The following is a 22,463-nucleotide window of genomic DNA, read 5'->3' as shown; positions in this document are numbered from 1 at the left end:
TTTATTTCTTTTGTCAAATGATTATAAATATCCCGTATTTTTGCAAAAAAAAATAAATTCCTTTTGAAAACAAAACTTTTTGTAATTACGCCACCTTTTACGCAGCTGAATACACCGTATCCGGCAACAGCGTATATAAAAGGTTTTTTGAATACCAAAAATATAGAATCGGTTCAGGCTGATTTAGGTATCGATGTGATTCTGGAATTGTTTTCGAAGAAGGGTTTAATTGATTTGTTTGATTTTTCAAATTTCAGGTTTCAGGTTTCAGGTTCTGAAGTTTCCGATAATTCAAAACGTATTTTTGCTTTGCAGGACGAATACATCAAAACAATTGATGCTGTAATTCAGTTTTTGCAAGGGAAAAATCCAACTTTGGCCTTACAGATTTGTCAGGAAGATTTTTTACCCGAAGCTTCTCGTTTTGCACAACTGGAAGAACTCGATTGGGCTTTCGGAACAATGGGAACGCAGGATAAAGCCAAACATTTGGCTACTTTATATCTCGAGGATATTTCTGATTTTATTGTAGAATGTGTCGATGAAAATTTTGGTTTTAGCCGATATGCCGAACGTTTAGGCCGAAGCGCCAATTCGTTTGATGAATTGTACGAAGCTTTACAGCAGGAACCAACCTACATTGATTCTATTTTAATTTCCATTTTAAAAGAAAAAATGGAAGCGGTAAAGCCCACTTTTTTTCTAATATCTGTTCCTTTTCCAGGTAATTTGTACAGTGCTTTTCGCTGTGCCCAATGGATAAAGCAACATCATCCCGAAGTTAAAATTTCGATGGGTGGAGGTTTTCCGAATACCGAATTGCGTTCGCTCTCTGATGCCCGTGTTTTCGAATTCTTTGATTTTATCACTTTAGATGATGGTGAAGTTCCAATTGAAGAATTAATATTCAATTTAGAAAATCCAAATTCCAATTCATATAAAAGAACTTTTCTACTGGAAAATGGAGCAGTAGTCTACAAAAACAACTCGTTAAAACACGATTATAAACAAGCCTACGTAGGTACTCCGGATTATTCGGATTTGCCTTTGGATAAGTACATTTCGGTAATCGAAATCGTAAATCCAATGCACAGAATGTGGAGTGACGGCCGTTGGAATAAACTTACCATGGCGCACGGCTGTTATTGGGGAAAATGTACTTTTTGCGATATTTCACTTGATTATATAAAGGTTTATGAACCGGTTGCAGCCAATTTGCTGTGTGATCGTATGGAAGATTTGATGCTGCAGACCGGACAAAATGGTTTTCATTTTGTCGATGAAGCTGCTCCTCCGGCTTTGATGCGTGCTTTGGCGTTAGAAATTTTACGCCGAAAATTGGCGGTAACCTGGTGGACTAATATTCGATTCGAGAAAAGTTTTTCTAAAGATTTATGCCTGCTGTTGAAAGCTTCAGGATGTATTGCTGTTTCCGGTGGTCTGGAAGTGGCCTCTGATCGATTGCTTAAATTGATTGATAAAGGAGTTACGGTAGAGCAGGTTGCAAAAGTGACTCGAAATTTTACCGAAGCCGGAATTATGGTTCATGCCTACTTGATGTACGGATATCCAACGCAAACAGTTCAGGAAACGGTGGATAGTCTCGAAATGGTACGCCAGTTGTTTGAGGCAGGAATTTTACAGTCGGGATTTTGGCATCAATTTGCCATGACAGCCCACAGTCCGGTTGGATTGTATCCGGAAAAATTTGGTGTTATTAAAGTGACCGAAGCAATAGGAACTTTTGCTAATAATGATATTGATTATACCGATTCTACAGGAATCAATCACGATAAATTTAGTTTTGGATTAAAGAAATCACTTTTTAATTTCATGCATGGCATCTGCTTTGATTATGAATTGCAGGATTGGTTTGATTTTAAAATTCCGAAGACAAAAATTGATCCCGATTTTATTTTCAATGCACTTGAAGAAGGAAACGATTTCAATACAAAACCCAATGCAAAAGTAGTTTGGTTAGGCGGAAAACCTTTTGTGGAGGCTTTTACAAAATCTAAAAAAGGAAGAACCTGGGAAATGATGGCTTTTACTTTTCATGATAAAAAAGAAAGTTTCAACATTCAGACGAATAAAGAAGAAGGCGAGTGGCTGGTTGAAATTTTAAGTAAAATTGCCATTTCAAACAGCAAAAATTACACTTTTCAGGAAGTGAAAAATGATTATGAGATAAATTTAGATGATTTTGAATTGTTTTGGTATTCTAAACCGGTTAATACTTTACGGGAGTTTGGATTATTGGTGTTGTAATTCGAAAAAAATCATTAATATTCGACACTCGTTCCGTCATTTGGAATCGAAACTTTGTCCAGAAGATTATTGTCAGAAAGAGCTTGCTTTAACTCTGTTCTTGTTGTAGGGCAATGATTTAAAGCCTCTAAATGATTGGCGAAAACTTTTCCGGGTGCAAGTGCAGCAAATTTCAGAATGTCATTCATTCGCATCAATAGGGGCTGACCAATATCTAACCTTGCAGTTCCGCAAGCTACAATCGAAATATCGGGTTTAAACTCAATCAGTACTTTTTGTACATGTTCTGTAAAAATGGTATCAGAGCTAATGTAAACCGATTTTTGATCGGGTAATTCGATATGAAAACCCATTACATTTCCCATTAATTTTGCAATAAAACCATAACCGTGAATGGCTGGGATTCCTGTGATTTTGCCTCCAAAAAATGGCTGAGGCTCCCAATAGTTTAAGGTTTGTATGATGTTTAATCCTCTTTTTGATAAAGTATCTTCATCTTTACTGCTGCAAACAACAGGAATACTTTTTCGTCTTAAGAAAATCTCGCCTGCCTTGTCGATATGATCGGGGTGCAAATGCGTAATCAGACAAATTGTTACTTTGCTTAAAATATCTCTGCTGTTTTTAGGCAAGGCAACTAATGGGTTTCTTTTAGGTTTATAACGAAAAATGGTGAAGGGCTGGATCGTTTTTCTTTTCCCTAACATCGGATCGACCAATATGACATCGGTTTCAGTTTCTATAACTAAAGTGGCGTTGCGTAAATGATGTAATTTCATATCGGGGAAAAATTATAGATACTAAAATACAAAAAATATAAAAGAATTAAAAGGGATAAATTACATGGTAAACCGAAATCCAATTCCGTGTAAGTTTTCAATAGTGATGTCTTTTTCGTTGATTAAAATCTTACGAAGACGTGAAATAAAAACGTCCAGACTGCGTCCCATAAAATAATCATCAGTGCCCCAAAGCGAGGTAAGAATCTGTTCTCTTTTTAAAACAGAATTTTTGTTGTCCAAAAATAATTTCAATAATTCAGCTTCACGTTGCGTAAGGCTAATTTTTTCACTTTCATTGAAAAGAACAAAGTTGCTGGTGTCAAATTGATATTTTCCAATTTCATAGACTAGTTTTTCAACGGGGATATTTTTCTGCGAACGTTTTAGGAAAATTTCAATTTTTAAAAGCAATTCCTCAATGCTAAAAGGCTTTACAAGATAATCATCGGCGCCTAAACGCAATCCTTTTATGCGATCCTCTTTTAATGTTTTGGCAGAGAGAAAGATAATCGGAATATCGCTGTTGCTTTTTCTGATTTCAGTAGCGAGCTCGAAACCATCCATTTTAGGCATCATGATGTCAAGGATACAAATGTCAAAATTCTCTTTTTTAAAGTTTTGTAAACCCGTTATTCCATCACTGCAATGATGTACGTCATAGTTATTTTGTTCCAGATTGTCTTTGGTCAGGAATGCGAGGGTCTCATCGTCTTCGGTATAAAGTATTTTGAATTGTTTCATTTTTTATAGGGAATTGATAAAGTTATAGTGATGCCTTTTTCCGAATTGTTTTCGGCTTTTATTTTCCAGTTATGCAAGTTGCAAATTTCTTTTACATAATACAAGCCAAGTCCAAAGCCATTTACCTCATTGCTTTTTTCGTTTGGAGCGCGATAGAATTTATCAAAGATAAAGGAAATGTTCTTAGGAGAAACTCCAATTCCGTTGTCTTTAAAAGTTAGCTTTAAAACAGAATTTTCGACCGCGATTCCAATTATGACCAGAGACTTTTCAGAACAATATTTAACCGCATTATCGAGTAAATTATAGACTAAATTGGAGAAGTGAAAAACATCAGTTTCTATTTTATACTCATTGGAGAGTGTTTCAATTTTGATGTTTGCTTCAGGATATTTTAAAAGAATGTTCTGGATGATTTCTTCAATAATCGGAACAAGTGAAACCGTTTCTTTCTGTAATTCCAGAGGAGCATAATCTGACTTGGCAACATTCAGAATTTTCTCAATATGACCGTTCAGTTTGTGGCTTTGATTGATAATAATGTCAGTATAGGTATAGAGTTTTTTATCGTCTTTAATTGGTTTTTGCTCAATTAAATATTTCGAGGCAATTAGAATAGAGGATAAGGGTGTTTTAAATTCATGGGTCATGTTGTTGATGAAATCACGCTGCAGTTCCGAGTACTTTTTGTGCTGCAAAAGCGTAAAAATAGAATACACATAAATCAGTAAAATAAGAATCAAAGCAATCGAAAGTATGAACCAAAATCGCATCGAACTAAACAAATAGGTCGTTTCATTTGGAAAACGTATGGCAAAATAATAAACCAAATTTTTATGTTTTGGAAAATAAACCGATTGCTTTACTTTAGTTTTTTCAGATAAAGAAATATAATTTCCATACACCATTTCGTCGCTTTGGCAATTGTACATGGCATACTCAAAGTCGGTGGTGATATTCATTTTTTTGAATTCGTTTTTCAGATAAAATTCTAAAATATCGGGTTCAAAATCATTGTCAATATTTACGATATAATAGTCGTTGGCAATTTTTTGAACGGGGCTTTGTGCAGGCAGCTCATGATTGGTTCCTTCGTATAATTTTTTGGCTACTTCGAGTAAAGCGATATGTGCTTTTTGATTGAGTTTTTTTTGCTCTAAAGTAAAAGCCTCTTTAGTCCAAAGTAATTGTGCCACCAGTATGCTTATAATGGCTATTAATCCTAAGATGATGATGCTATTGAGTTTGTTGAGTTTCAAGAAAAAGGTGTTTTTTGATGGTGTAATATTAATCAAATTTATAGTTAAAAACACCAATTAACAAGTCGTTAACAAAGATTTGAAAGCGGTTAACAGCGTCTTGCTCAGTTCGGGAGTACTTTTGAAATATCATTAACCAATAAAATATTTAGCTATGAAAATGATTAAAATTTCGATGTTGTCTTTGGCATTATGTTTAATGTCTTTTTCGGCGATTGCACCACTAAAATCCATTACTTCAGAAACAAAAGTTACTGAAGTAGCTGCTTCAGCTGTGGTATGGAAAGCAGAAACTATAGATGTGGGTGAAATTCCTCAGGGAACTCCAAAAGTAATTGTTTATGAATTTAAAAATACGGGAAAAACGGCTGTTGTCATTACAAACGTACAAGGATCTTGTGGCTGTACAGCAACAGATTATACTAAAGAACCGGTTTTGCCTGGAAAATCAGCTAAAGTAACTGCTACTTACAACGCAGCGAACAAAGGTGGTTTTACAAAAACAGTTACTGTGACTACAAGTGCCGAAAGCACTCCAAAAATCCTTACTCTAAAAGGCACAGTGATTTAAATTTAGAGGTTAGTTATAAAGCAGGAACTCCGGATATCATATGTCTGGAGTTTTTTTTTGCTTTTATTTCAGTGATTAAAGGAGCAGTAATATTTTGTGCTGTAGGCTAATCTTCGGCAAAACTTTTCTACTTTTATTGTAAAAATAATAGTTATGAAGTTTTTGTCCCCCCTTATTGCTGTTGTCCTTCTTTTTAGCGTTGTTTCCTGTAATAAGAAATCGGAAGTAAAGGGTGAAGAATCGAAAAAAGCAACACAGCACATCGTGCCGGAACTTAAAATTAAAATTGACAGCTCAGGTATTGTAGGTTTTTATCAGGCCTACCCCAATTTGATTAAGTTTCAGGAGGACGTTCTGGCGTTGTACAAAAAACACAATTCTACTCAGTTATGGCTCGACAATAAAGGAGTTGTAGAATTTGGAAATTTATTATTCAACAAATACAAAGGACTGGATCAGGAAGGACTGAAAGCTAATTTTCCTTATAAAGAAAAGATCAGTCCAGTATTTGAGCACACTGCTGACAATAAACTATCGAAAGTCGATACCGATTTGATGATTACTAATTTGTATTTCTACTACGTCAAAAAAGTATCCGGAGTAGACGAGAAGACCACAAAGTCCCTGGAATGGCTTTTACCGCGAAAAAAAGTAAACTATCAGGTGTTTTCTGATTCAATTTATAAAAAGGCCACGATTAGCGATGATAGGAAAAGCAAAATGTTCAGTCAGTACTATAAACTTCGCGATGCACTTCATCAATATAGAGAAATAGAGAAAAAAGGAGGATGGAAAACCATTGAAACAGAAGAAGGTTTTAAAAGTTTTAAAACAGGTGACTCTGTAGCCGCTATTGGACAGATAAGGGCGAGACTTTATGCAACAGGTGATTTAAAGGAAAACAATAACAGTAATATCTGTGATTCCGTTTTAATTGCAGCGGTTAAGAATTTTGAATCACATCATGGCCTAACACCTAAAAATATAATCCTGCCAGAGCATATTGTCGAACTGAATGTGCCTGTTTCTGATAGAATCAAAACGATTATTGTCAATATGGAACGCTGTCGATGGATCGATCCAGAACTTGAAAAAGGACAAGAATATATAGAAGTTAATATTCCTGAGTTCAGATTGTATTTAATCCGAAATGGGGAAATTGTTTTTGTGTCGCCGGTAGTGGTGGGCAAAGCGATGACACAAACCGTTATTTTTAGTGGAATGATGAACAATATTGTTTTTAGTCCGTATTGGAATGTACCCACTAGTATAATCAATAAAGAGATCAAACCCGGAATGGCCAAGAACAAGAATTATCTGAGAGAGAAAAATCTTGAATGGAATAACGGTGCGGTTCGTCAGTTACCCGGAAAGAATAATTCGCTGGGTTTGGTGAAGTTTCTGTTTCCAAACTCAAATAACATTTACCTGCATGATACACCTGCCAAAAGTTTGTTCGAAAGAGAAAATAGAGCTTTTAGTCACGGTTGCGTACGTGTAGGGAAGCCTAGAGAACTTGCAATCGAACTCTTAAAGCAAGATCCTTCATGGACCCCTGCACGAATTGATAAAGCCATGCATGCCGGTAAAGAAAACTGGTATACTTTAAAAAGAAAGGTGCCTGTTTATATTGGCTACTTTACCGCCTGGGTAGATAGGGAAGGACACTTGAATTTTTATAAAGACATTTATCAGAGAGACGAAAGTCTGATAAAACTGCTGACAGAAGAATAAAAGAAGTGTTTAAATAGATAGCAAATAGGAAATAATAGATTTAAGTTTGTTTTCTTTTTTATGATTTTCTATACTATGATAGCAAACGTGATACTACCAAATATTTTTGGCGACAATATGGTCTTGCAGCGCAATTCCGCAGTGAAAATCTGGGGTTGGGCGAATCCAAAAGAAGAAATTACACTAGTTTCAAGTTGGGACAATCGGAAGTATCAGGTGATTGTAAACCATCAGGAACAATGGGAGATTATTATTAAAACTCCCGAAGCTGGTGGCCCTTACACAATTTTGATAAAAGGGAATAGTGAGATTGTACTTAACAATATTCTTATAGGGGAAGTTTGGCTCTGTACCGGACAATCTAATATGGAAATGTCGGCTAGCTGGGGAATCGATAATGGAGAAGAGGAAATGAAAAATGCTGCTGACGCTGCTATTCGCTTTTTTAATGTTCCTCAATTAACATCGGCAGAACTTCAGTATACCCTTTTAGGAAGCTGGTCAGAATCAACTCCGGAAACCATGAAAGATTTTAGCGCAATAGGTTATTTCTTTGCGAAACGTTTGCGTGAGGATTTGAAAAATGTTCCTGTCGGATTGATATCTTCCAATTGGGGAGGAACTACGGCAGAAATCTGGATACCAAGCGAAGTTGTTCAGAATGATCCTGTCTTACTTGAAAGTGCCAGAAAATTTAATGAGCAAGAATATGAGCCACGTCAACCCGGTCGTGCCTATAACGCAATGATTCACCCAATTGTTGGATTTAAAATAGCCGGAACTATTTGGTATCAAGGAGAGTCAAATGTGGGATCTCTGATTTATGATGAAATTCTGACTGCTTTGATCGCCTCCTGGCGGGAAGTCTGGAAAGACGAATTCCCTTTTTATTATGTTCAAATTGCTCCCTATAAAACCGGAAGTAATAATTTCTTCAATGTCATTTTAAGAGACTCACAAAGAAAATTGCTTCATAAAGTTCCTAAAACCGGGATGGTCGTAATCAGTGATGTCTCAGACGTGAAAGAGATTCATCCAAAAGATAAAAAATCAGTAGGAATCCGTCTGGCGAATTTGGCTTTGGCTGAAACCTATAAAATCAAATCGAATTTGGTAAACGGACCACTCTTTAAGGATTTTATAGTTGAAGAGAATGAAATAATAGTTTCTTTCGATGCTGCTGATGGATTACATTTTAAGAATAAAAACTCCAGTCAGTTTGAAATGGCTGGAGCAGATGAAATTTTTTATCCAGCCGAAGCTTCTATACTAAGGGATCAGGTCATTTTGACCAGTAAAAAAGTGTCGAGACCTGTAAAAATTCGTTTTGCTTGGGGAAATACTATTCAGTCTGATCTTTTCAATGAAGTGAATCTGCCTGCTTCTTGTTTTGTTACCGATTGAAAGTTGAAATGCCGCAAAAGGAATTTGTTTTTTTTCTACCTTTAAAATTATAAAATGTACACCCTTTAAAATATAATAATGAAATACAACAGATGTGGAAAAAGTGGATTGCTGCTGCCGCAGATTTCTTTAGGATTGTGGCATAACTTCGGATCAGTAGATAATTTTGATACTGCAGAATGCATTGCTGTGGAGGCTTTTGATAAAGGAATTACACATTATGATCTGGCTAATAATTACGGACCAGTTCCGGGATCGGCAGAAACTAATTTTGGAAAGATTCTCTGGCATAATTTTCAGGGAAATTTAAGAGACGAAATTATTATTTCAACAAAGGCCGGTTATACGATGTGGGACGGACCTTATGGAGATTGGGGCTCCCGAAAATATTTGTTATCGAGCCTGGATCAGAGTTTGAAAAGAATGAAAGTTGATTATGTGGATATTTTTTATTCGCATCGCCCTGACCCGGAAACTCCAATTGAAGAAACCATGATGGCTTTAGATTATGCGGTGAGAAGCGGAAAAGCTTTGTATGTGGGAATAAGCAACTATTCGGCAGAGCAAACCAGTGTTGCGGTTGATGTTTTAAAACACTTGGGAACACCATGTTTGATTCATCAGGCAAAATATTCCATGCTGGAGCGTTGGGTAGAAAACGGTTTGCTTGATGTTCTGGACGAAAAAGGAGTAGGGTGTATCGCCTTTTCTCCTTTGGCTCAAGGACTTCTTACGGATAAATACTTAAACGGAATTCCAGAAAACTCCAGAGCACATAATCCAAACGGGCATTTGAAAGAAGATGAGGTTACGGAAGGACGCATCCAAAAATTAGTTCGGTTGAATGAAATTGCTAAAAACAGAAACCAGTCTTTGGCTCAAATGGCTTTAGCGTGGCTCCAAAAAGACAAACGAATTACTTCGGTCTTGATCGGAGCAAGTTCTGTACGTCAATTGAATAATAATATAGAGTGTTTGCAAAATCTTGATTTTACACAAGATGAATTAAATGCAATCGAGGAAATTTTAGCATAAGCCAATTTTTAGATTCCCGGAAAAAGACATATCCCTGCGCTACAGTCTGAACACAAATTGCACTAATTTGCACAAATTTTAATTGGTCAGCCTGGTTTGTGAAATTAATTTCACAAACAAATTAGTGGCGATTTGTGTAATTCGTGTTGTTTTTTATACTTGTGTCCACACGATAGCCCCCTGGTGCGTCTTTTTTTGTGTCAAGCTTATCAGCATTCTTAAAAAGGATTTTCGATAGATCTTAAGCTGGTCGGTAATAGAAGCTCTTATTTAGTATAGCACATTGTGATTTGATTTTTAGTTAAGCATAGTGAAGCTTTTTTGAGAAAGCCTGTTCGAAATGGAACAGGCTTTTTTTGTTTTTAGTAACAGCTGTTTTAGGGGTAAAGCGGTTGTGTTTTTAGATGTGTCCCTTGCTTTTTTGGGTTGTAATTTTTGTAGGAATTTTTACTTTTTGAAATTATCCTTTTTCGTGTTATATGTGTTTTTTGAGTTTTGCCTTTATTTTTTTTGTTTTATAATATACCCTATTTTTTGATGGGTATATTGTTTTTAAGATTTAAATTTTGATGTTTTTAAGCTAATTTTTACTTGTTATTTTGTTTTTACCTTTAATTTTTTAATGTTTTTGTTAAAATGTAGTTGTTGATTTTTTAAAAAAGAATAACTAATAATGCCAAATAACGATTATAGAGAGGCTAATTTTTGTAATCCATAATTCTTCTTTAAAAACAGTAGAAAAGTAGATTTGGATTCTTTTACTCATACAAAAGTTAATAAATTCGCTACTGAAAATGAAGGAGTTTTAGAGGGAATAAGAGGTTTTAAAAGTGGCTTATAGTATTCAATTACCTATATAAAAGATTAACTAACCAGAATCAATTAATAACCAAAACCAATTAAAACATGAAAAAAGTATTGCACATTTTAGCCGTGATGTTAACGAGTTCTTTTGCTTTTGCCCAAGAGGAAACTGAGGCTACGACGTCGCCGGCAACCACTTGGGGAGGATCAGCAGATGCGTATTATAAATATGATTTTTCAAAACAGATGAATGGATTGACAAGTTTTACAAATTCTCAGGACTCATTCGAATTAGGGATGGCCTCTGTTCAGGTTGGACATACCTTCGGAAAAGCTTCGGTTTTTGTCGATTTAGGCTTTGGGAAGAGAGCGGGGGAGTTCTCCTATAACGAAACAACAGATAAAGATATAAATGCAAAATTTTTAATTAAACAATTATTTTTTACCTATCAGGTTACCGATAAATTTAAGTTTGTTGCAGGTAGTTTCGGAACTCATATCGGGTATGAAGTACTGGATGCGATCGGGAATAAAAACTACAGCATGTCTTATGCTTTTTCTTATGGCCCTTTTTTTAATACTGGACTAAAAGCGCAATATACATCAGGCAAGTTCACCGCGATGTTTGGTATCACAAACCCAACCGACTTTAAGTCGGCAATGGATGCAGGTTCAAGTCAAAAAACATACATAGCACAAGTGGGGTATATCGGAGACACAGGCAGTGCTTATTTGAATTTTACTTCAGGTAGCAGTAATCCTGCTTCTGAGGAGAATAAAACGCAAATTGATTTTGTAGCCTCTAAAGCGATTACGGATGCCTTTTCTTTAGGATTTAATGCTACTTATGCCAAAACAAATAATGATATTGACAGTGCACTAGATGGTGATTGGTTTGCTTTGGTAGGATATGCAAATTATGCTTTTAAACCATCATTGAGCTTGGCTTACCGTATGGAATATTTCGATGCGAAAGATGCTGCGGCCAGTTTGGGTACCTTAACAGGATCGAATGTTTTTGCCAACACCGTTTCTTTAAATTACAAGGTAGGGAAACTAACAATTATCCCGGAATTACGATACGACGCTGCTTCTCAGGATATTTTTTTGGATAAAGATGCTGCTCCAACAGGAGGATCGTTCTTCGGATTAGTCGCTACAACATACTCTTTCTAGAGATAAAGATTGATATTTTTTTTTTTTTTGGAGCTGTCAAAACCTATCTTGTGTTTTGGCAGCTTTTTTATGGGAGTCTTTTTGTATTGCACTATTCTCACGGTTTTCAGCTAAGTATTTTTACATTGTAATTTAGATTAGTTGTGTTATTCCTTTTTGGTGTATCAAAATGCCGAAATGGATACTTAGAAAAAAATGCTTCACTTTTATAAGACGTCAGGTTTTTTACAATAAAAAAAGTGCATTTCTAAATTTAAGAAATGCACTTTTGTGCTTGATTGTTATTGTATTACTGAAGCTGTTTTTTATAAATCGAATAAATAGTATCTATTGTTTTTCGATCTAAAGTTGCAGTCGTGTCAGTTTGAATATAATGTAATTTGAATGCCATGATAGCTGCTGAAAGATTTTTGGTATTAAATCCTATAATTCTCAGTGCAGGCTCAATCTTAAAATCAAAAGGTGCTTCCTCAAGAACTTCGTCCGGCCAGATTCCAAATCCTTTTTCAGCCAGGGTTTTCCAAGGGAATAGAGCACTTGGGTCTCGTTTTCTTCCCGGAGCAATATCAGAATGTCCCAATATGTTTTGAGTAGGGATGTTATAGTCTTTCTTTAATTTTGTTAAAAGCGCTACTAAACTACTAATCTGTGCTTCTGTGAAAGGTTTAAAGCCGTTATTGTCAAGTTCAATTCCGATAGAAGAAGAGTTTAAATCTGTATTTTTTCCCCAAGTTGATGCTCCTGCATGCCAGGCTCTTAGATAATCGTTTAGCATTTGAACTACTTTTCCGTTTTCAGAGATAATATAGTGAGCACTTACCTGAGTTCGGGTCTTGGTAAAAGTATTGATCGTTTGCTGAAGAGAATCCTGAGCGGTATGATGAAGGATAATGAAACTTGGTTTTCTTAAGTTGAAGTTTACTGTTCCAATCCATTCGGTACTTATACCATTTAGTAAAGAAGTTGATCCTGTTTTAGATAAAGTATCTTTTACTATGCCAAGTTGTTGTGCATAAGTAGTGTCGATAACTACAGGGCTTACTACTGGAATTGGTTGGGCTTCTTTACTCGTAATTTGTCCCTCTAAAGTTTTAAGCTGCTGATCGTAAACTTTTTCGGTGTTTTTATAAGGATTTGTGGAGCAAGAAGTAATAATAATTGCTAAAATCAGGTAACAAAAATGTTTTTTTGCCATGGCCAGTTGCATTTTTTTAGATGAGGTTGAAACAATTAGTCCTGTGTTTTGGTTGCTTCGGAGTCTTCTTTAACTTCTTTTGAATCTTTATCTTTTGAGTCTTTTTTCTTTTTTGATTTAGAGGTCTTTTTTATCTCTTTAAAATTATCCATGAATGCAGTATACTTTGGAATCTGATCCGGATTTAAAAAAGCAGTTATTTTTTTAGTAGTACTTTCTCTTAATGCTTTAATCTGTTCGATTTTTTGATCCTGATTACTGCTTTCATTTTTTAATAAGATGCCCTGCTCTCTCATGCTGTCTATTAAAACATTTCCAATAGCTATGGCTTGTAGTTCGTCAAGGTTTACTTCCGGTTTCATTTGCTCTACAATTTTACCAACAGTCTCTTCAACAGGTATTTCTTTTGGTTTACTGGTATTTGGCTGAGGACCTCCCATCATGCTTCTGTCCATACCCATTCCGCCGCCTCGTCCGTAGCCATTACCATAACCGCCACCACCGTAACCATTATTGTAACCATTTCCGTATTGAGCTGAAACAGAGTTAAAGCACAATAACGCGAAAAACAAAATAAATAAAGATTGTATAGGTTTCATAAAAGTGTATTTATTAAAAATTGTTTAGCGTAAATTTAAGCAGGTTCTCCGTATAAATCAAATTCTGTTGCTTCTATTATTCTTATATTAACAAATTCTCCCGTTTTTACATAATGTTTAGACGCATCAATCAAAACCTCATTATCAACATCCGGGCTGTCAAATTCTGTTCTGCCTACAAAGTGAGCTCCTTCTTTTCTGTCAATAATACATTTGAAAACCTGTCCAATTTTTTCCTGGTTTAAATCCCATGAAATTTGTGACTGTAATTCCATTATTTCATTTGCTCGTGCTTGTTTTACATCATCCGGAACATTGTCTTCCAATAAGTAAGCGTGAGTGTTTTCTTCGTGAGAATAAGCGAAACAACCCATTCTGTCAAATTTCATTTCCTGAACAAAATCTTTCAAAATCTCAAAATCTTCTTGAGTTTCGCCAGGATACCCAACAATTAAGGTAGTTCTAATAGCCATTCCCGGAACCGCAGCACGGAAATCTTTCAATAATTGTGTTGTTTTTGCCTGAGTAGTACCGCGGCGCATTGATTTTAAAATCGAATCAGAAATATGTTGTAACGGTATGTCTATATAATTACAGATTTTAGGCTCGCGTTTCATTAATTCTAAAACATCCATTGGAAAACCAGTAGGATAAGCATAATGAAGACGAATCCATTCGATACCTTCAACATTGGCTAATGCTTCCAGAAGTTCGGCAAGATTTCTTTTTTTATAGAGATCAAGACCGTAATATGTTAAGTCCTGAGCAATTAAGATTAATTCTTTAACGCCATTTTTAGCTAAACCTTGAGCTTCTTTAACCAATTTTTCAATAGGTTGCGAAATATGTGAACCTCTCATTAACGGAATAGCACAGAAACTGCAAGGTCTGTCGCAGCCTTCCGCAATTTTCAAATAAGCATAATTCTTTGGAGTTGTAGTTAGACGTTCTCCCAGTAACTCGTGTTTATAGTCAGCACCAAGAGCTTTAAGCAGCTGAGGCAATTCAGTTGTGCCAAAATATTGATCGACATTTGGGATTTCCTTTTCTAAATCCGGTCTGTAACGTTCAGACAAACATCCGGTAACGAAAACTTTATCTACTAATCCTTTGTCTTTTTTATCAGCATATTCCAAAATCATGTTTACCGACTCTGCTTTGGCGTTGTCAATAAAACCGCAAGTGTTGATCACAATAATGTTTCCTTCTTCTTTAGCAGGTGCCTCATGCTGTACTTCTTTGCCATTAGCACGAAGTTGTCCCATTAGCACTTCGCTGTCATATACATTTTTCGAACACCCAAGAGTGATTACGTTAATTTTGTTCTTTTTTAAAGACTTGGTTCTCATACTTTTATAAATTGGAGTGCAAAATTACACTTTTTTATTCAAACACCGCTTGTTTCCGTTTCTTTTAGGTGATTTTTATGAAGCTTATCCTGCTGTTTGCTATATCTTTTGTGTCGGCCAAGGCGGACACAAAAGGATGTTGCTTCCATCCGGGCTAAAAAAAAATCCGTCAAGTAAGGGCCTGACGGAAATTTTAATTTATTCTATTTATTTTTAATTACAATTCAAATAATAAAGTAAGCGTAACGTTGTTTAGTTTTGAGGTAACATTTGCTCCATCTTTAAATCCGGTTGCAAAAAATCCCTGGTTCGATTTTCTTTCTAAATAGGAATAAGCTAAATCGACTTTAGTGCTTCCAAAATTATACCCTAAACCACCTGAGTAACTGTTTAAGTCTCCAATTGTAGTTCCGTCTTTGTATGGGCTCTCTTCAAAACGATATCCACCGCGCAGGCTTAATTGTTTTATTTTATATTCGGCACCTACTCTTAATTCACCTGCATTGGTCAATTGATTGCTTAGTTGATTGTTGATTCCTGTAAAATCACGGCCAGGTTTGTATTTGGTATTGCTATAGTCTTTTATGGCATAGTCAATACTGATTAATGCGGATTTTCCAAAAACATAAGCGGCACTGAAAGTGGTTTTTCCCGGAGTTTGTAAGGTGTAGCGTTCGTAAATATTAACTACATCAGGATTGACGGACTTATTAATAGGTTGTCCGCCAGTTGCTCGCATGGTTGTGTATAAACTTTGTGAAAGTTCATCGTAAAGTTCGTACCAAGTGTTGGATTCGTAAGCCAGTCCAAGTCGGAATTCTTTAGTGACTTTGGCGATAGCTCCAAGTTGAAAAGAGAAGCCATTTCCGTAGGTGTAAAGGTTGTTATTGAAGCGTAAACTTGAGATCGTTGGGGTTGATATCGTTGGGTTGTCATTGTCTTCGTAAAAACTACTTGATCTTCTATAATCCGTGATATGCACATTTAGATTAGCACCTAAATAAAGTCTGTCTTTGTAGGAAGTTGCTATGTTGAAGCTTAATTTACTATTGTATCCGCTCGTGAAAATTTCATTTTCTTGGTAATAATCTCCTTTTCCCGGGGTATTTCCTGCAGGTACATTTGTGGTGTATGTACTGTTCGGGTTATTCGGGTCAGAAGCGTTTATGACGAATCCCTGATAACCCAGCATGGCTTGTTGAGCAGAGAATCCCGATAGATTTCGGTATTGACCATTTGGTAAGTTCGAGCCTAAATAGCGATAAAGGTCGCTAATTGATTCGTTATTGGCCAGGTTTACAAATTCTTGTGGCACTGGTGCTCCTCCGTTTCCGTTATTAGCATAAGATAAAAAATAACCGTCAATAGAATTTGTTGGGTTTGTTCCTACTGAAACAATTTTGTTGTTGAAGTTATTGGTGTTTTCGTAAGAAGCTCCAATAGCAATCTTTTTCCAGTTGTTGCTTGGGTTGTGATCGTGAAAAACAAAAACAGCACCCGCCTGATTTAGGGTAAAAGAATTTTTGCTATCGCTAATTTCTGTTCCAAAATAGTTTGAATTGTTTTTGATGTTTTGATTGCTAAAACTTACTCCAACCTGATTATTAGAGAATATTGCCGATCCTGCAGGGTTTACGGAAATGGCTGAAAAATCTCCTCCAACAGCTCCAAAAGCGCCACTCATGGCTCTAAATCTTGCAGTTCCGGTTAAATTGTCTTGCGCATAACGTACAGCATCTGATACTTCCTGAGAATGTGAGACGCTGGCAGTTAGTCCTGTAATAAGTAGGAATAATATTTTTTTCATTTGGATAGTTTTTAGTATGATTTTCTGATTAACGAAAGAGGCGATTATCTTCTTCCGCCTCCTCCGCCACTGTATGATCTTCCGCCGCCACCACCGCCGCCACCGCTATATGATCTTCCTCCACCGCTGCCGCCGCTATTCATAGAACGGGATGGGCTAGGAGAGTAGCTTCTTGTTGGTGCAGAATTGTTATTGTTGTAGTTGTAACTTCTGTTAGTGTTGTTGTAGTAATTACTTGATGATCTTCTGTTGCTGTAATCGGCACTATTGTATTGAGTTGTGTTTCCTCTGTTGGTAAAGGTAGGTGAGGAGTTGTTGTATGTTCTTCCGTTTGCAGATGCATTTCTTCTTGAATCAGAGAAATCACTTCTGTTTGTGCTATAGGTTCTATTGCTGTTATAGCTGCGGTTAGTGTTAGTGTAGTCTCTGTTAGAGCTGTAAGTTCTATTGGTGCTGTAGCCTCTGTTTGTGATATAGTTTCCGGAAGAATAGTTTCTTCCTCCATAATAAGCTGCTGAACCTCTTCTTCCATAGTTATAAGAATAGTTGTTGTATCCATATCTGTGACCAGATCCCCAATAGCCAGGGTAGCCCCATCCCGGATATCCCCATCCTGGGTATCCCCATCCGCCTCCCCAGTAGCCAGGGTATCCCCAATAGTTGTCCCAGTATCCTCCATAACCCCAACCATAATAAGGGGATCCGTAGCCAAAACCAAATCCTAACGACCATGTAGGGTTAGAATATACGTTTACAGAAACATCAGTGGTTGCACTTCCCCAGGCAGGGTAGTTGCTAACGGTTTTTGTGCTGTCATTTACAGCATAATTGCCATAGCTGTCAATATCTGTAAAAATTTCCGTTGGCTGATTGTCGTCTTGTAAGGATCTAAAGTAATCTTTATATTGATTATTTGTGGTATTTGCTTGAGCATACGTTCTTGGTGAACCTCCGTAAATTCCATCGTTGTCATGATAGGAAGTGTTTTGGTAAGAACCACACGATGCTAGTAGAAAACTCAATAATCCAATTAAGTAAAAATGACTTGAGTTTTGGCGGAAAGAAATAGAAGTTTTCATATCTGTGGTGTTTTTTATTGTTGCACATTACAAAAATAGTTAGTTTTGTCAAACTATTTAGTTAAAATTATTAAAACAAAATTTGTGCCAAACTATTCGATATGAGTAAGAACCTCACTACAAGATCAGAAGATTATTCAAAATGGTATAACGAGCTGGTTGTAAAAGCGGATCTAGCTGAAAATTCAGGAGTTAGAGGCTGTATGGTTATTAAACCGTACGGATACGCTATTTGGGAAAAAATGCAGGCGGAATTGGATCGAATGTTTAAAGAAACAGGACATCAAAATGCATACTTTCCTTTATTTGTGCCTAAAAGCATGTTTGAAGCAGAAGAAAAAAATGCTGAAGGATTTGCAAAAGAATGTGCTATTGTAACGCACTATAGATTAAAAAATGATCCGGATAAACCCGGAAAGCTAATGGTGGATCCGAACGCTAAATTAGAGGAAGAGCTTATTGTTCGTCCAACAAGTGAGGCGATTATTTGGTCTACTTATAAAGGATGGGTTCAGTCTTATAGAGATTTGCCTTTGTTGATTAATCAGTGGGCGAATGTGGTGCGCTGGGAAATGCGTACGCGTTTGTTTTTAAGAACTGCTGAGTTTTTATGGCAGGAAGGGCATACCGCGCATGCAACAAAAGCAGAAGCATTAGAAGAGTCTGAAAAAATGATGCATGTTTATGCTGATTTTGCACAGAACTTTATGGCGATTCCGGTTGTGAAAGGTTTTAAAACCGAAACGGAGCGTTTTGCCGGTGCTGATGAAACCTATTGTATTGAGGCTTTAATGCAGGATGGAAAAGCATTACAGGCTGGAACGTCTCACTTTTTAGGTCAGAATTTTGCAAAAGCATTCGATGTTAAGTTTGCGAATGCTGAAGGAAAACAAGAACATGTTTGGGGAACTTCCTGGGGAGTTTCGACCCGTTTGATGGGGGCGTTGATCATGACGCATTCAGATGATCAGGGATTGGTATTGCCTCCAAATTTGGCGCCAATACAAGTTGTGATTGTTCCAATTTATAAAACGGATGAGCAGTTGGCTGAAATTACCGCTGCGGTTAATGAGCTAACGGCTAAATTGAGAAAATTGAAAATCTCCGTTAAGTATGACGACCGAACCACTCAAAAACCAGGATTCAAATTTGCGGAATGGGAATTGAAAGGGGTGCCGGTTAGAATTGCTGTTGGTCCAAAAGATTTAGAAAATGGAACTTTTGAAGTTGCCAGACGTGATACATTGACAAAAGAGACGGTTTCTGCTGAAGGAATTGTGAATTATGTAAATGATCTTTTAGAGCAGATTCAGACTGATTTATACAATCGTGCCTTAAACTACCGAGATACTCATATTACGGAAGTGAATAGTTTTGAGGAATTTAAAGAGGTTTTAGATGGTAAAGCAGGATTTGTATCAGCTCACTGGGATGGTACTGCTGCGACTGAAGAAAAAATAAAAGACTTGACAAAAGCGACAATTCGTTGTATTCCTTTAGATAGTAAAGAAGAGGCGGGAACCTGTGTGTTTACTGGTAATCCTTCCTCAAAAAGAGTGTTGTTTGCAAAGGCATATTAATTTTTTTTAATTTTTTTTGCATCAGGTATTGTACATCTTAAAAATAGTTGTATTTTTGCATCCGCATTAGAGAAGCAGGCCCGTTCGTCTATCGGTTAGGACGCATGGTTTTCATCCATGTAAGAGCGGTTCGATTCCGCTACGGGCTACTACTTTTATTGCGAAATTGTTCTTTAAATTATGAGAATTAAAATGGCCCGTTCGTCTATCGGTTAGGACGCATGGTTTTCATCCATGTAAGAGCGGTTCGATTCCGCTACGGGCTACAATAATACCTCTATTTAAGTATAGAAAAACTTAGAACGATAATGGTCTGTTCGTCTAGGGGTTAGGACTCCAGGCTTTCGTCCTGGTAACAGGGGTTCGATTCCCTTACAGACTACAAAATTAGTTGTAAATAAGTTTTGTAAAATGAAAATTGGTGTCTCGGTTTTTGTTTTATTAGTTAAAACCAAAGTGATTGTTTTGCAATTGTGGGAGGTTTTTCTTTTTTAACTAGTATTTATAATAATTATTACATCTAAAATTAAAACAAAATGGCAAATCATAAGTCAGCATTAAAAAGAATCAGAAGTAACGAAAAAAGAAGAGTTCTTAACAGATACCAACATAAAACTACTCGTAACGCTATTAAAGCATTAAGATTAGCTACTGATAAATCTGATGCGTCTTCTAAATTATCAACTGTAATTTCTATGATTGATAAATTGGCTAAAAAGAATATCATTCATGATAATAAAGCTTCTAACTTGAAGTCTAAATTAACTAAACATGTTGCTAAATTGTAATTAATTGCAATTTCCTAAAAATATAAAAGTCCTCTTTGAGGACTTTTTTTTGTTTGTAATATTCAGGTAATTTTTAAAGTAAAAAATCTAAATTCCAATAGTGCTTGATTGAGATTTGGAATTTAGAATTTAGAATTCCAGGGTTAGATTCCGATTTTCTTTTTAAGATATTCCAACATAGGCTGAGTAATTGGTTTTGAAAGAAAATCAATTATAATGGGGTATTTTTTGGCTTTGGCCAGGTCATCTGGGTCAATAGTGGAAGAAAGCACAATTACACTTGCGGTATTGAATTCTTTGTAAGCTGGAGAGGTAAAGTGATCTAGGAATTCCCAGCCGCCCATTACCGGCATGTTTAAGTCTAAAAAAATCAATTCCGGTTTTTTGTTTGCTTTGTTTTTATTGTTGGTGTATTTAAGTGTGTTGAAATGATGCAATGCTTCTTCTCCATTTTGAGCTGTGATAATTTCGTTGGAGAATGATGACTTCGAAATTACTTTTTTGCATAACATCAACGTGATTGGATCATCGTCAATACATAAAATTTGCTCGAGCATATGAGTTAGTTTTTGAATGTTATTGTAAATGTGGTGCCTTTGTTGACTTCGCTATCAATGCTGATTGTTCCTCCCATCGTCTCAACTTGTGATTTTACAAGGTATAAGCCGAGACCTTTGCTGTCGGGGTAGTTGTGGAATCGTTGGTATAGCCCAAAGACTTTATCGCGGTTTCTTTCTAGGTCAATTCCAATTCCGTTATCTTTGAAAGTTAGAATTGCTTTGTGGTCGATTTGTTCTGCTGTAATGGATATTTTTAGTTTTCTATTTTCTGATTTGTATTTTATCGAATTGGTTAGTAGGTTTAGTAAAATGCTTTCGATATAAGCTTTGTTTGTGTTTAGCAGCGGGACTTTGTCGAATTTGAGTTTTATGATTGGTTTGTGTAGTTCGATTTGGAAAGAAAGCTGGCTAAATACGTTTTCGAAAACTTCTTGTAGAGAGACTTCTTCTTTTTGCATTGAAGGATTGTCCTTGATGATAATGACTTTTACGAGGTCATTGATAGTTTCGTTTAATAAATGTGTTGATTTGGTAAATCCAGTAAGGATTTCTTCGAGTTCTTCATTCTCAATAGGGATGTCTTCGATAAGATTTAAGAGTCCGATTAAGTTGGATAACGGCGCACGTAAATTGTGTGAAGTAATGTAGGAGAATTGTTTTAGGTCTTTGTTGTTTTGAGTTAATTCACGAATTAGGTGTTCTTTTTCTGTTTCTAGTTTTTTTTCGTCTGTAATGTCTCTTTGTATGGAAATCCAGTGTGAAATTATGCCTTCGGTGTTAAAAATGGGAATCATTGAAAATCGTACCCAATATTCCTCTTTTGATTTGGTGTAGGTAATAGTTTCGATTAAGCACTCCTCTTCGTTTTTTATAGCTTTTAAGAGTTTTTTTAATTCTTCTGAATCTGATTTTGGTCCTTTGAAAATATTTGGTGATTTTCCTATTATTTCATTTGATAAATATCCTGACATTTGTGAAAAAGCAGGGTTTACATAAACAATTTTAGGTATTTTTCGGTCTGTTGAATTAGCTTCTGTTATTAATATTGAGTCTTTAGATTGTGTAATTACTGTTTCTAGAAGTCTTAAACGCTGTTCTTCTTCCTTTTGTTTGGTGATGTCTTGGATGGCTCCGATCATTCGTGTAGCTCTTCCGTTTTCATCTTTGAGTAAAAAACCTCTGTCTAAAACGTATTTGTAGCTCCCGTTTGCGCATTTAAAACGGTACTGGTCTTGCCATTTTTCTGTTTTTTGTTCAATAAAAGAGTATAGTTTGATAGACATTCGGATGCTGTCTTCGGGATGTATTTTGTCAAACCACCACTTAGATGTTTTTCCAACTTCTTTCGGATTATATCCAAAAACGCTTTCTATTCCTTTGTTCCAGTTTATGCTGTCTTCCTGGATTTTCCAGTCCCAAATTGTGTCACTTGTTGCTTTAGCAACAATGTCATATTTTTCGTTTGATTCTTTTATTTCTTCGTTTGTTTCTTTTAGTTTTTTGAAAATTGTAATGCTTTTTCTTTCGTTTTTAGAAAGTATGTATTTGAAAAACAAGGCCGTAGTTAAAATGAAGAAAATGTCCTTTAAGAAAAAAACAGTATAATAATCGGTCTTTGAAAAGTAAGTTGTGAGTAATTTATGACAGATGATTGCCACAAATAACGATATGATAATATAAACTAGAGTAATTTGTAGAGTTTTACTTTTCATCACTCAAATATAGTTAATTT

At 36.0% G+C, this 22,463-nt stretch carries 18 protein-coding genes and 3 tRNA genes; 11 read left to right on the top strand and 10 right to left on the bottom strand.

What is annotated here, in order from left to right; translation table 11 throughout:
- Nucleotides 1–63 precede the first annotated feature (63 nt).
- Nucleotides 64–2,268 (top strand): B12-binding domain-containing radical SAM protein, encoded by a 2,205-nt coding sequence (locus tag OGZ34_RS21835; RefSeq protein WP_263361731.1) that lies wholly within the window; start codon nucleotides 64–66, stop codon nucleotides 2,266–2,268.
- A 14-nt stretch (nucleotides 2,269–2,282) separates the two neighbouring features.
- Here OGZ34_RS21835 and OGZ34_RS21830 read toward each other — a convergent pair whose 3' ends face one another.
- The 3 genes from OGZ34_RS21830 to OGZ34_RS21820 are packed head-to-tail and all read right to left on the bottom strand — an operon-like array spanning nucleotide 2,283 to nucleotide 5,050.
- Complete coding sequence (locus tag OGZ34_RS21830) at nucleotides 2,283–3,047, bottom strand: MBL fold metallo-hydrolase (RefSeq protein ID WP_263361730.1); 765 nt, start codon at nucleotides 3,045–3,047, stop codon at nucleotides 2,283–2,285.
- Nucleotides 3,048–3,107: 60 nt separating this feature from the next.
- Nucleotides 3,108–3,791 (bottom strand): response regulator transcription factor, encoded by a 684-nt coding sequence (locus OGZ34_RS21825; RefSeq protein ID WP_173966100.1) that lies wholly within the window; start codon nucleotides 3,789–3,791, stop codon nucleotides 3,108–3,110.
- On the bottom strand, nucleotides 3,788–5,050 hold the full coding sequence (locus OGZ34_RS21820) for a sensor histidine kinase (RefSeq protein ID WP_173966099.1): 1,263 nt from the start codon (nucleotides 5,048–5,050) through the stop codon (nucleotides 3,788–3,790). The genes OGZ34_RS21825 and OGZ34_RS21820 overlap by 4 nt, the downstream gene beginning before the upstream one ends.
- Nucleotides 5,051–5,204: 154 nt before the next feature.
- Here OGZ34_RS21820 and OGZ34_RS21815 point away from each other — a divergent pair, with 154 nt between their 5' ends.
- The 5 genes from OGZ34_RS21815 (at nucleotide 5,205) to OGZ34_RS21795 (ending at nucleotide 11,774) form a co-directional block, all read left to right on the top strand.
- Entirely contained in the window at nucleotides 5,205–5,621 is a 417-nt protein-coding gene (locus OGZ34_RS21815; RefSeq protein WP_263361729.1) for a DUF1573 domain-containing protein, read from the top strand.
- A gap of 153 nt (nucleotides 5,622–5,774) precedes the next feature.
- The gene (locus OGZ34_RS21810) at nucleotides 5,775–7,355 is read left to right on the top strand and encodes a L,D-transpeptidase family protein (RefSeq protein WP_263361728.1); all 1,581 of its coding nucleotides are present in this window, start codon (nucleotides 5,775–5,777) and stop codon (nucleotides 7,353–7,355) included.
- A 75-nt stretch (nucleotides 7,356–7,430) separates the two neighbouring features.
- Entirely contained in the window at nucleotides 7,431–8,759 is a 1,329-nt protein-coding gene (locus OGZ34_RS21805; RefSeq protein WP_263361727.1) for a sialate O-acetylesterase, read from the top strand.
- A 78-nt stretch (nucleotides 8,760–8,837) separates the two neighbouring features.
- Nucleotides 8,838–9,794: an L-glyceraldehyde 3-phosphate reductase gene (gene mgrA, locus OGZ34_RS21800; protein ID WP_263361726.1), complete on the top strand. Its 957-nt coding sequence runs from the start codon at nucleotides 8,838–8,840 to the stop codon at nucleotides 9,792–9,794.
- Nucleotides 9,795–10,700: 906 nt separating this feature from the next.
- Nucleotides 10,701–11,774 (top strand): porin, encoded by a 1,074-nt coding sequence (locus OGZ34_RS21795; RefSeq protein ID WP_263361725.1) that lies wholly within the window; start codon nucleotides 10,701–10,703, stop codon nucleotides 11,772–11,774.
- Nucleotides 11,775–12,063: 289 nt separating this feature from the next.
- On the opposite strand, the gene OGZ34_RS21790 is transcribed toward OGZ34_RS21795, so the two are convergent.
- From OGZ34_RS21790 to OGZ34_RS21770, 5 genes are all read right to left on the bottom strand, one after another.
- Nucleotides 12,064–12,969: an N-acetylmuramoyl-L-alanine amidase gene (locus OGZ34_RS21790; protein ID WP_173966093.1), complete on the bottom strand. Its 906-nt coding sequence runs from the start codon at nucleotides 12,967–12,969 to the stop codon at nucleotides 12,064–12,066.
- Nucleotides 12,970–13,004: 35 nt separating this feature from the next.
- Nucleotides 13,005–13,568: a hypothetical protein gene (locus OGZ34_RS21785; RefSeq protein WP_263361724.1), complete on the bottom strand. Its 564-nt coding sequence runs from the start codon at nucleotides 13,566–13,568 to the stop codon at nucleotides 13,005–13,007.
- 35 nt (nucleotides 13,569–13,603) lie between these two features.
- Entirely contained in the window at nucleotides 13,604–14,917 is a 1,314-nt protein-coding gene (gene rimO, locus OGZ34_RS21780; protein ID WP_173966091.1) for a 30S ribosomal protein S12 methylthiotransferase RimO, read from the bottom strand.
- Between the two features lie 217 nt (nucleotides 14,918–15,134).
- Complete coding sequence (locus tag OGZ34_RS21775; protein ID WP_263361723.1) at nucleotides 15,135–16,724, bottom strand: OmpP1/FadL family transporter; 1,590 nt, start codon at nucleotides 16,722–16,724, stop codon at nucleotides 15,135–15,137.
- A 44-nt stretch (nucleotides 16,725–16,768) separates the two neighbouring features.
- A complete protein-coding gene (locus tag OGZ34_RS21770) occupies nucleotides 16,769–17,803 on the bottom strand; it encodes a hypothetical protein (RefSeq protein ID WP_263361722.1) in 1,035 nt (344 codons plus the stop codon).
- A gap of 101 nt (nucleotides 17,804–17,904) precedes the next feature.
- On the opposite strand from OGZ34_RS21770, the gene proS reads away from it, so the two are divergent.
- From proS to rpsT, 5 genes are all read left to right on the top strand, one after another.
- Nucleotides 17,905–19,383, top strand: coding sequence for a proline--tRNA ligase (gene proS, locus OGZ34_RS21765; protein ID WP_263361721.1), 1,479 nt, complete (start codon nucleotides 17,905–17,907; stop codon nucleotides 19,381–19,383).
- A gap of 77 nt (nucleotides 19,384–19,460) precedes the next feature.
- Nucleotides 19,461–19,532: transfer RNA gene (locus OGZ34_RS21760), tRNA-Glu, on the top strand.
- A 45-nt stretch (nucleotides 19,533–19,577) separates the two neighbouring features.
- Nucleotides 19,578–19,649 (top strand) — tRNA-Glu (locus OGZ34_RS21755).
- A gap of 44 nt (nucleotides 19,650–19,693) precedes the next feature.
- Nucleotides 19,694–19,765 (top strand) — tRNA-Glu (locus OGZ34_RS21750).
- 154 nt (nucleotides 19,766–19,919) lie between these two features.
- Entirely contained in the window at nucleotides 19,920–20,171 is a 252-nt protein-coding gene (gene rpsT / locus OGZ34_RS21745) for a 30S ribosomal protein S20 (protein WP_173966087.1), read from the top strand.
- A 143-nt stretch (nucleotides 20,172–20,314) separates the two neighbouring features.
- Here rpsT and OGZ34_RS21740 read toward each other — a convergent pair whose 3' ends face one another.
- Both OGZ34_RS21740 and OGZ34_RS21735 read right to left on the bottom strand, forming a co-directional pair.
- Nucleotides 20,315–20,728, bottom strand: coding sequence for a response regulator (locus OGZ34_RS21740; protein WP_173966332.1), 414 nt, complete (start codon nucleotides 20,726–20,728; stop codon nucleotides 20,315–20,317).
- A gap of 5 nt (nucleotides 20,729–20,733) precedes the next feature.
- Complete coding sequence (locus tag OGZ34_RS21735) at nucleotides 20,734–22,443, bottom strand: PAS domain-containing sensor histidine kinase (protein ID WP_263361720.1); 1,710 nt, start codon at nucleotides 22,441–22,443, stop codon at nucleotides 20,734–20,736.
- Nucleotides 22,444–22,463 lie beyond the last annotated feature (20 nt).

Origin of the sequence: Flavobacterium collinsii, assembly GCF_946903285.1 — a bacterium.
GTDB classification, from domain to species: Bacteria; Bacteroidota; Bacteroidia; order Flavobacteriales; family Flavobacteriaceae; genus Flavobacterium; species Flavobacterium collinsii.
The sequence above is the reverse complement of the archived record's forward strand: the minus strand, read 5'-3'. Positions and strand labels throughout refer to the sequence as shown.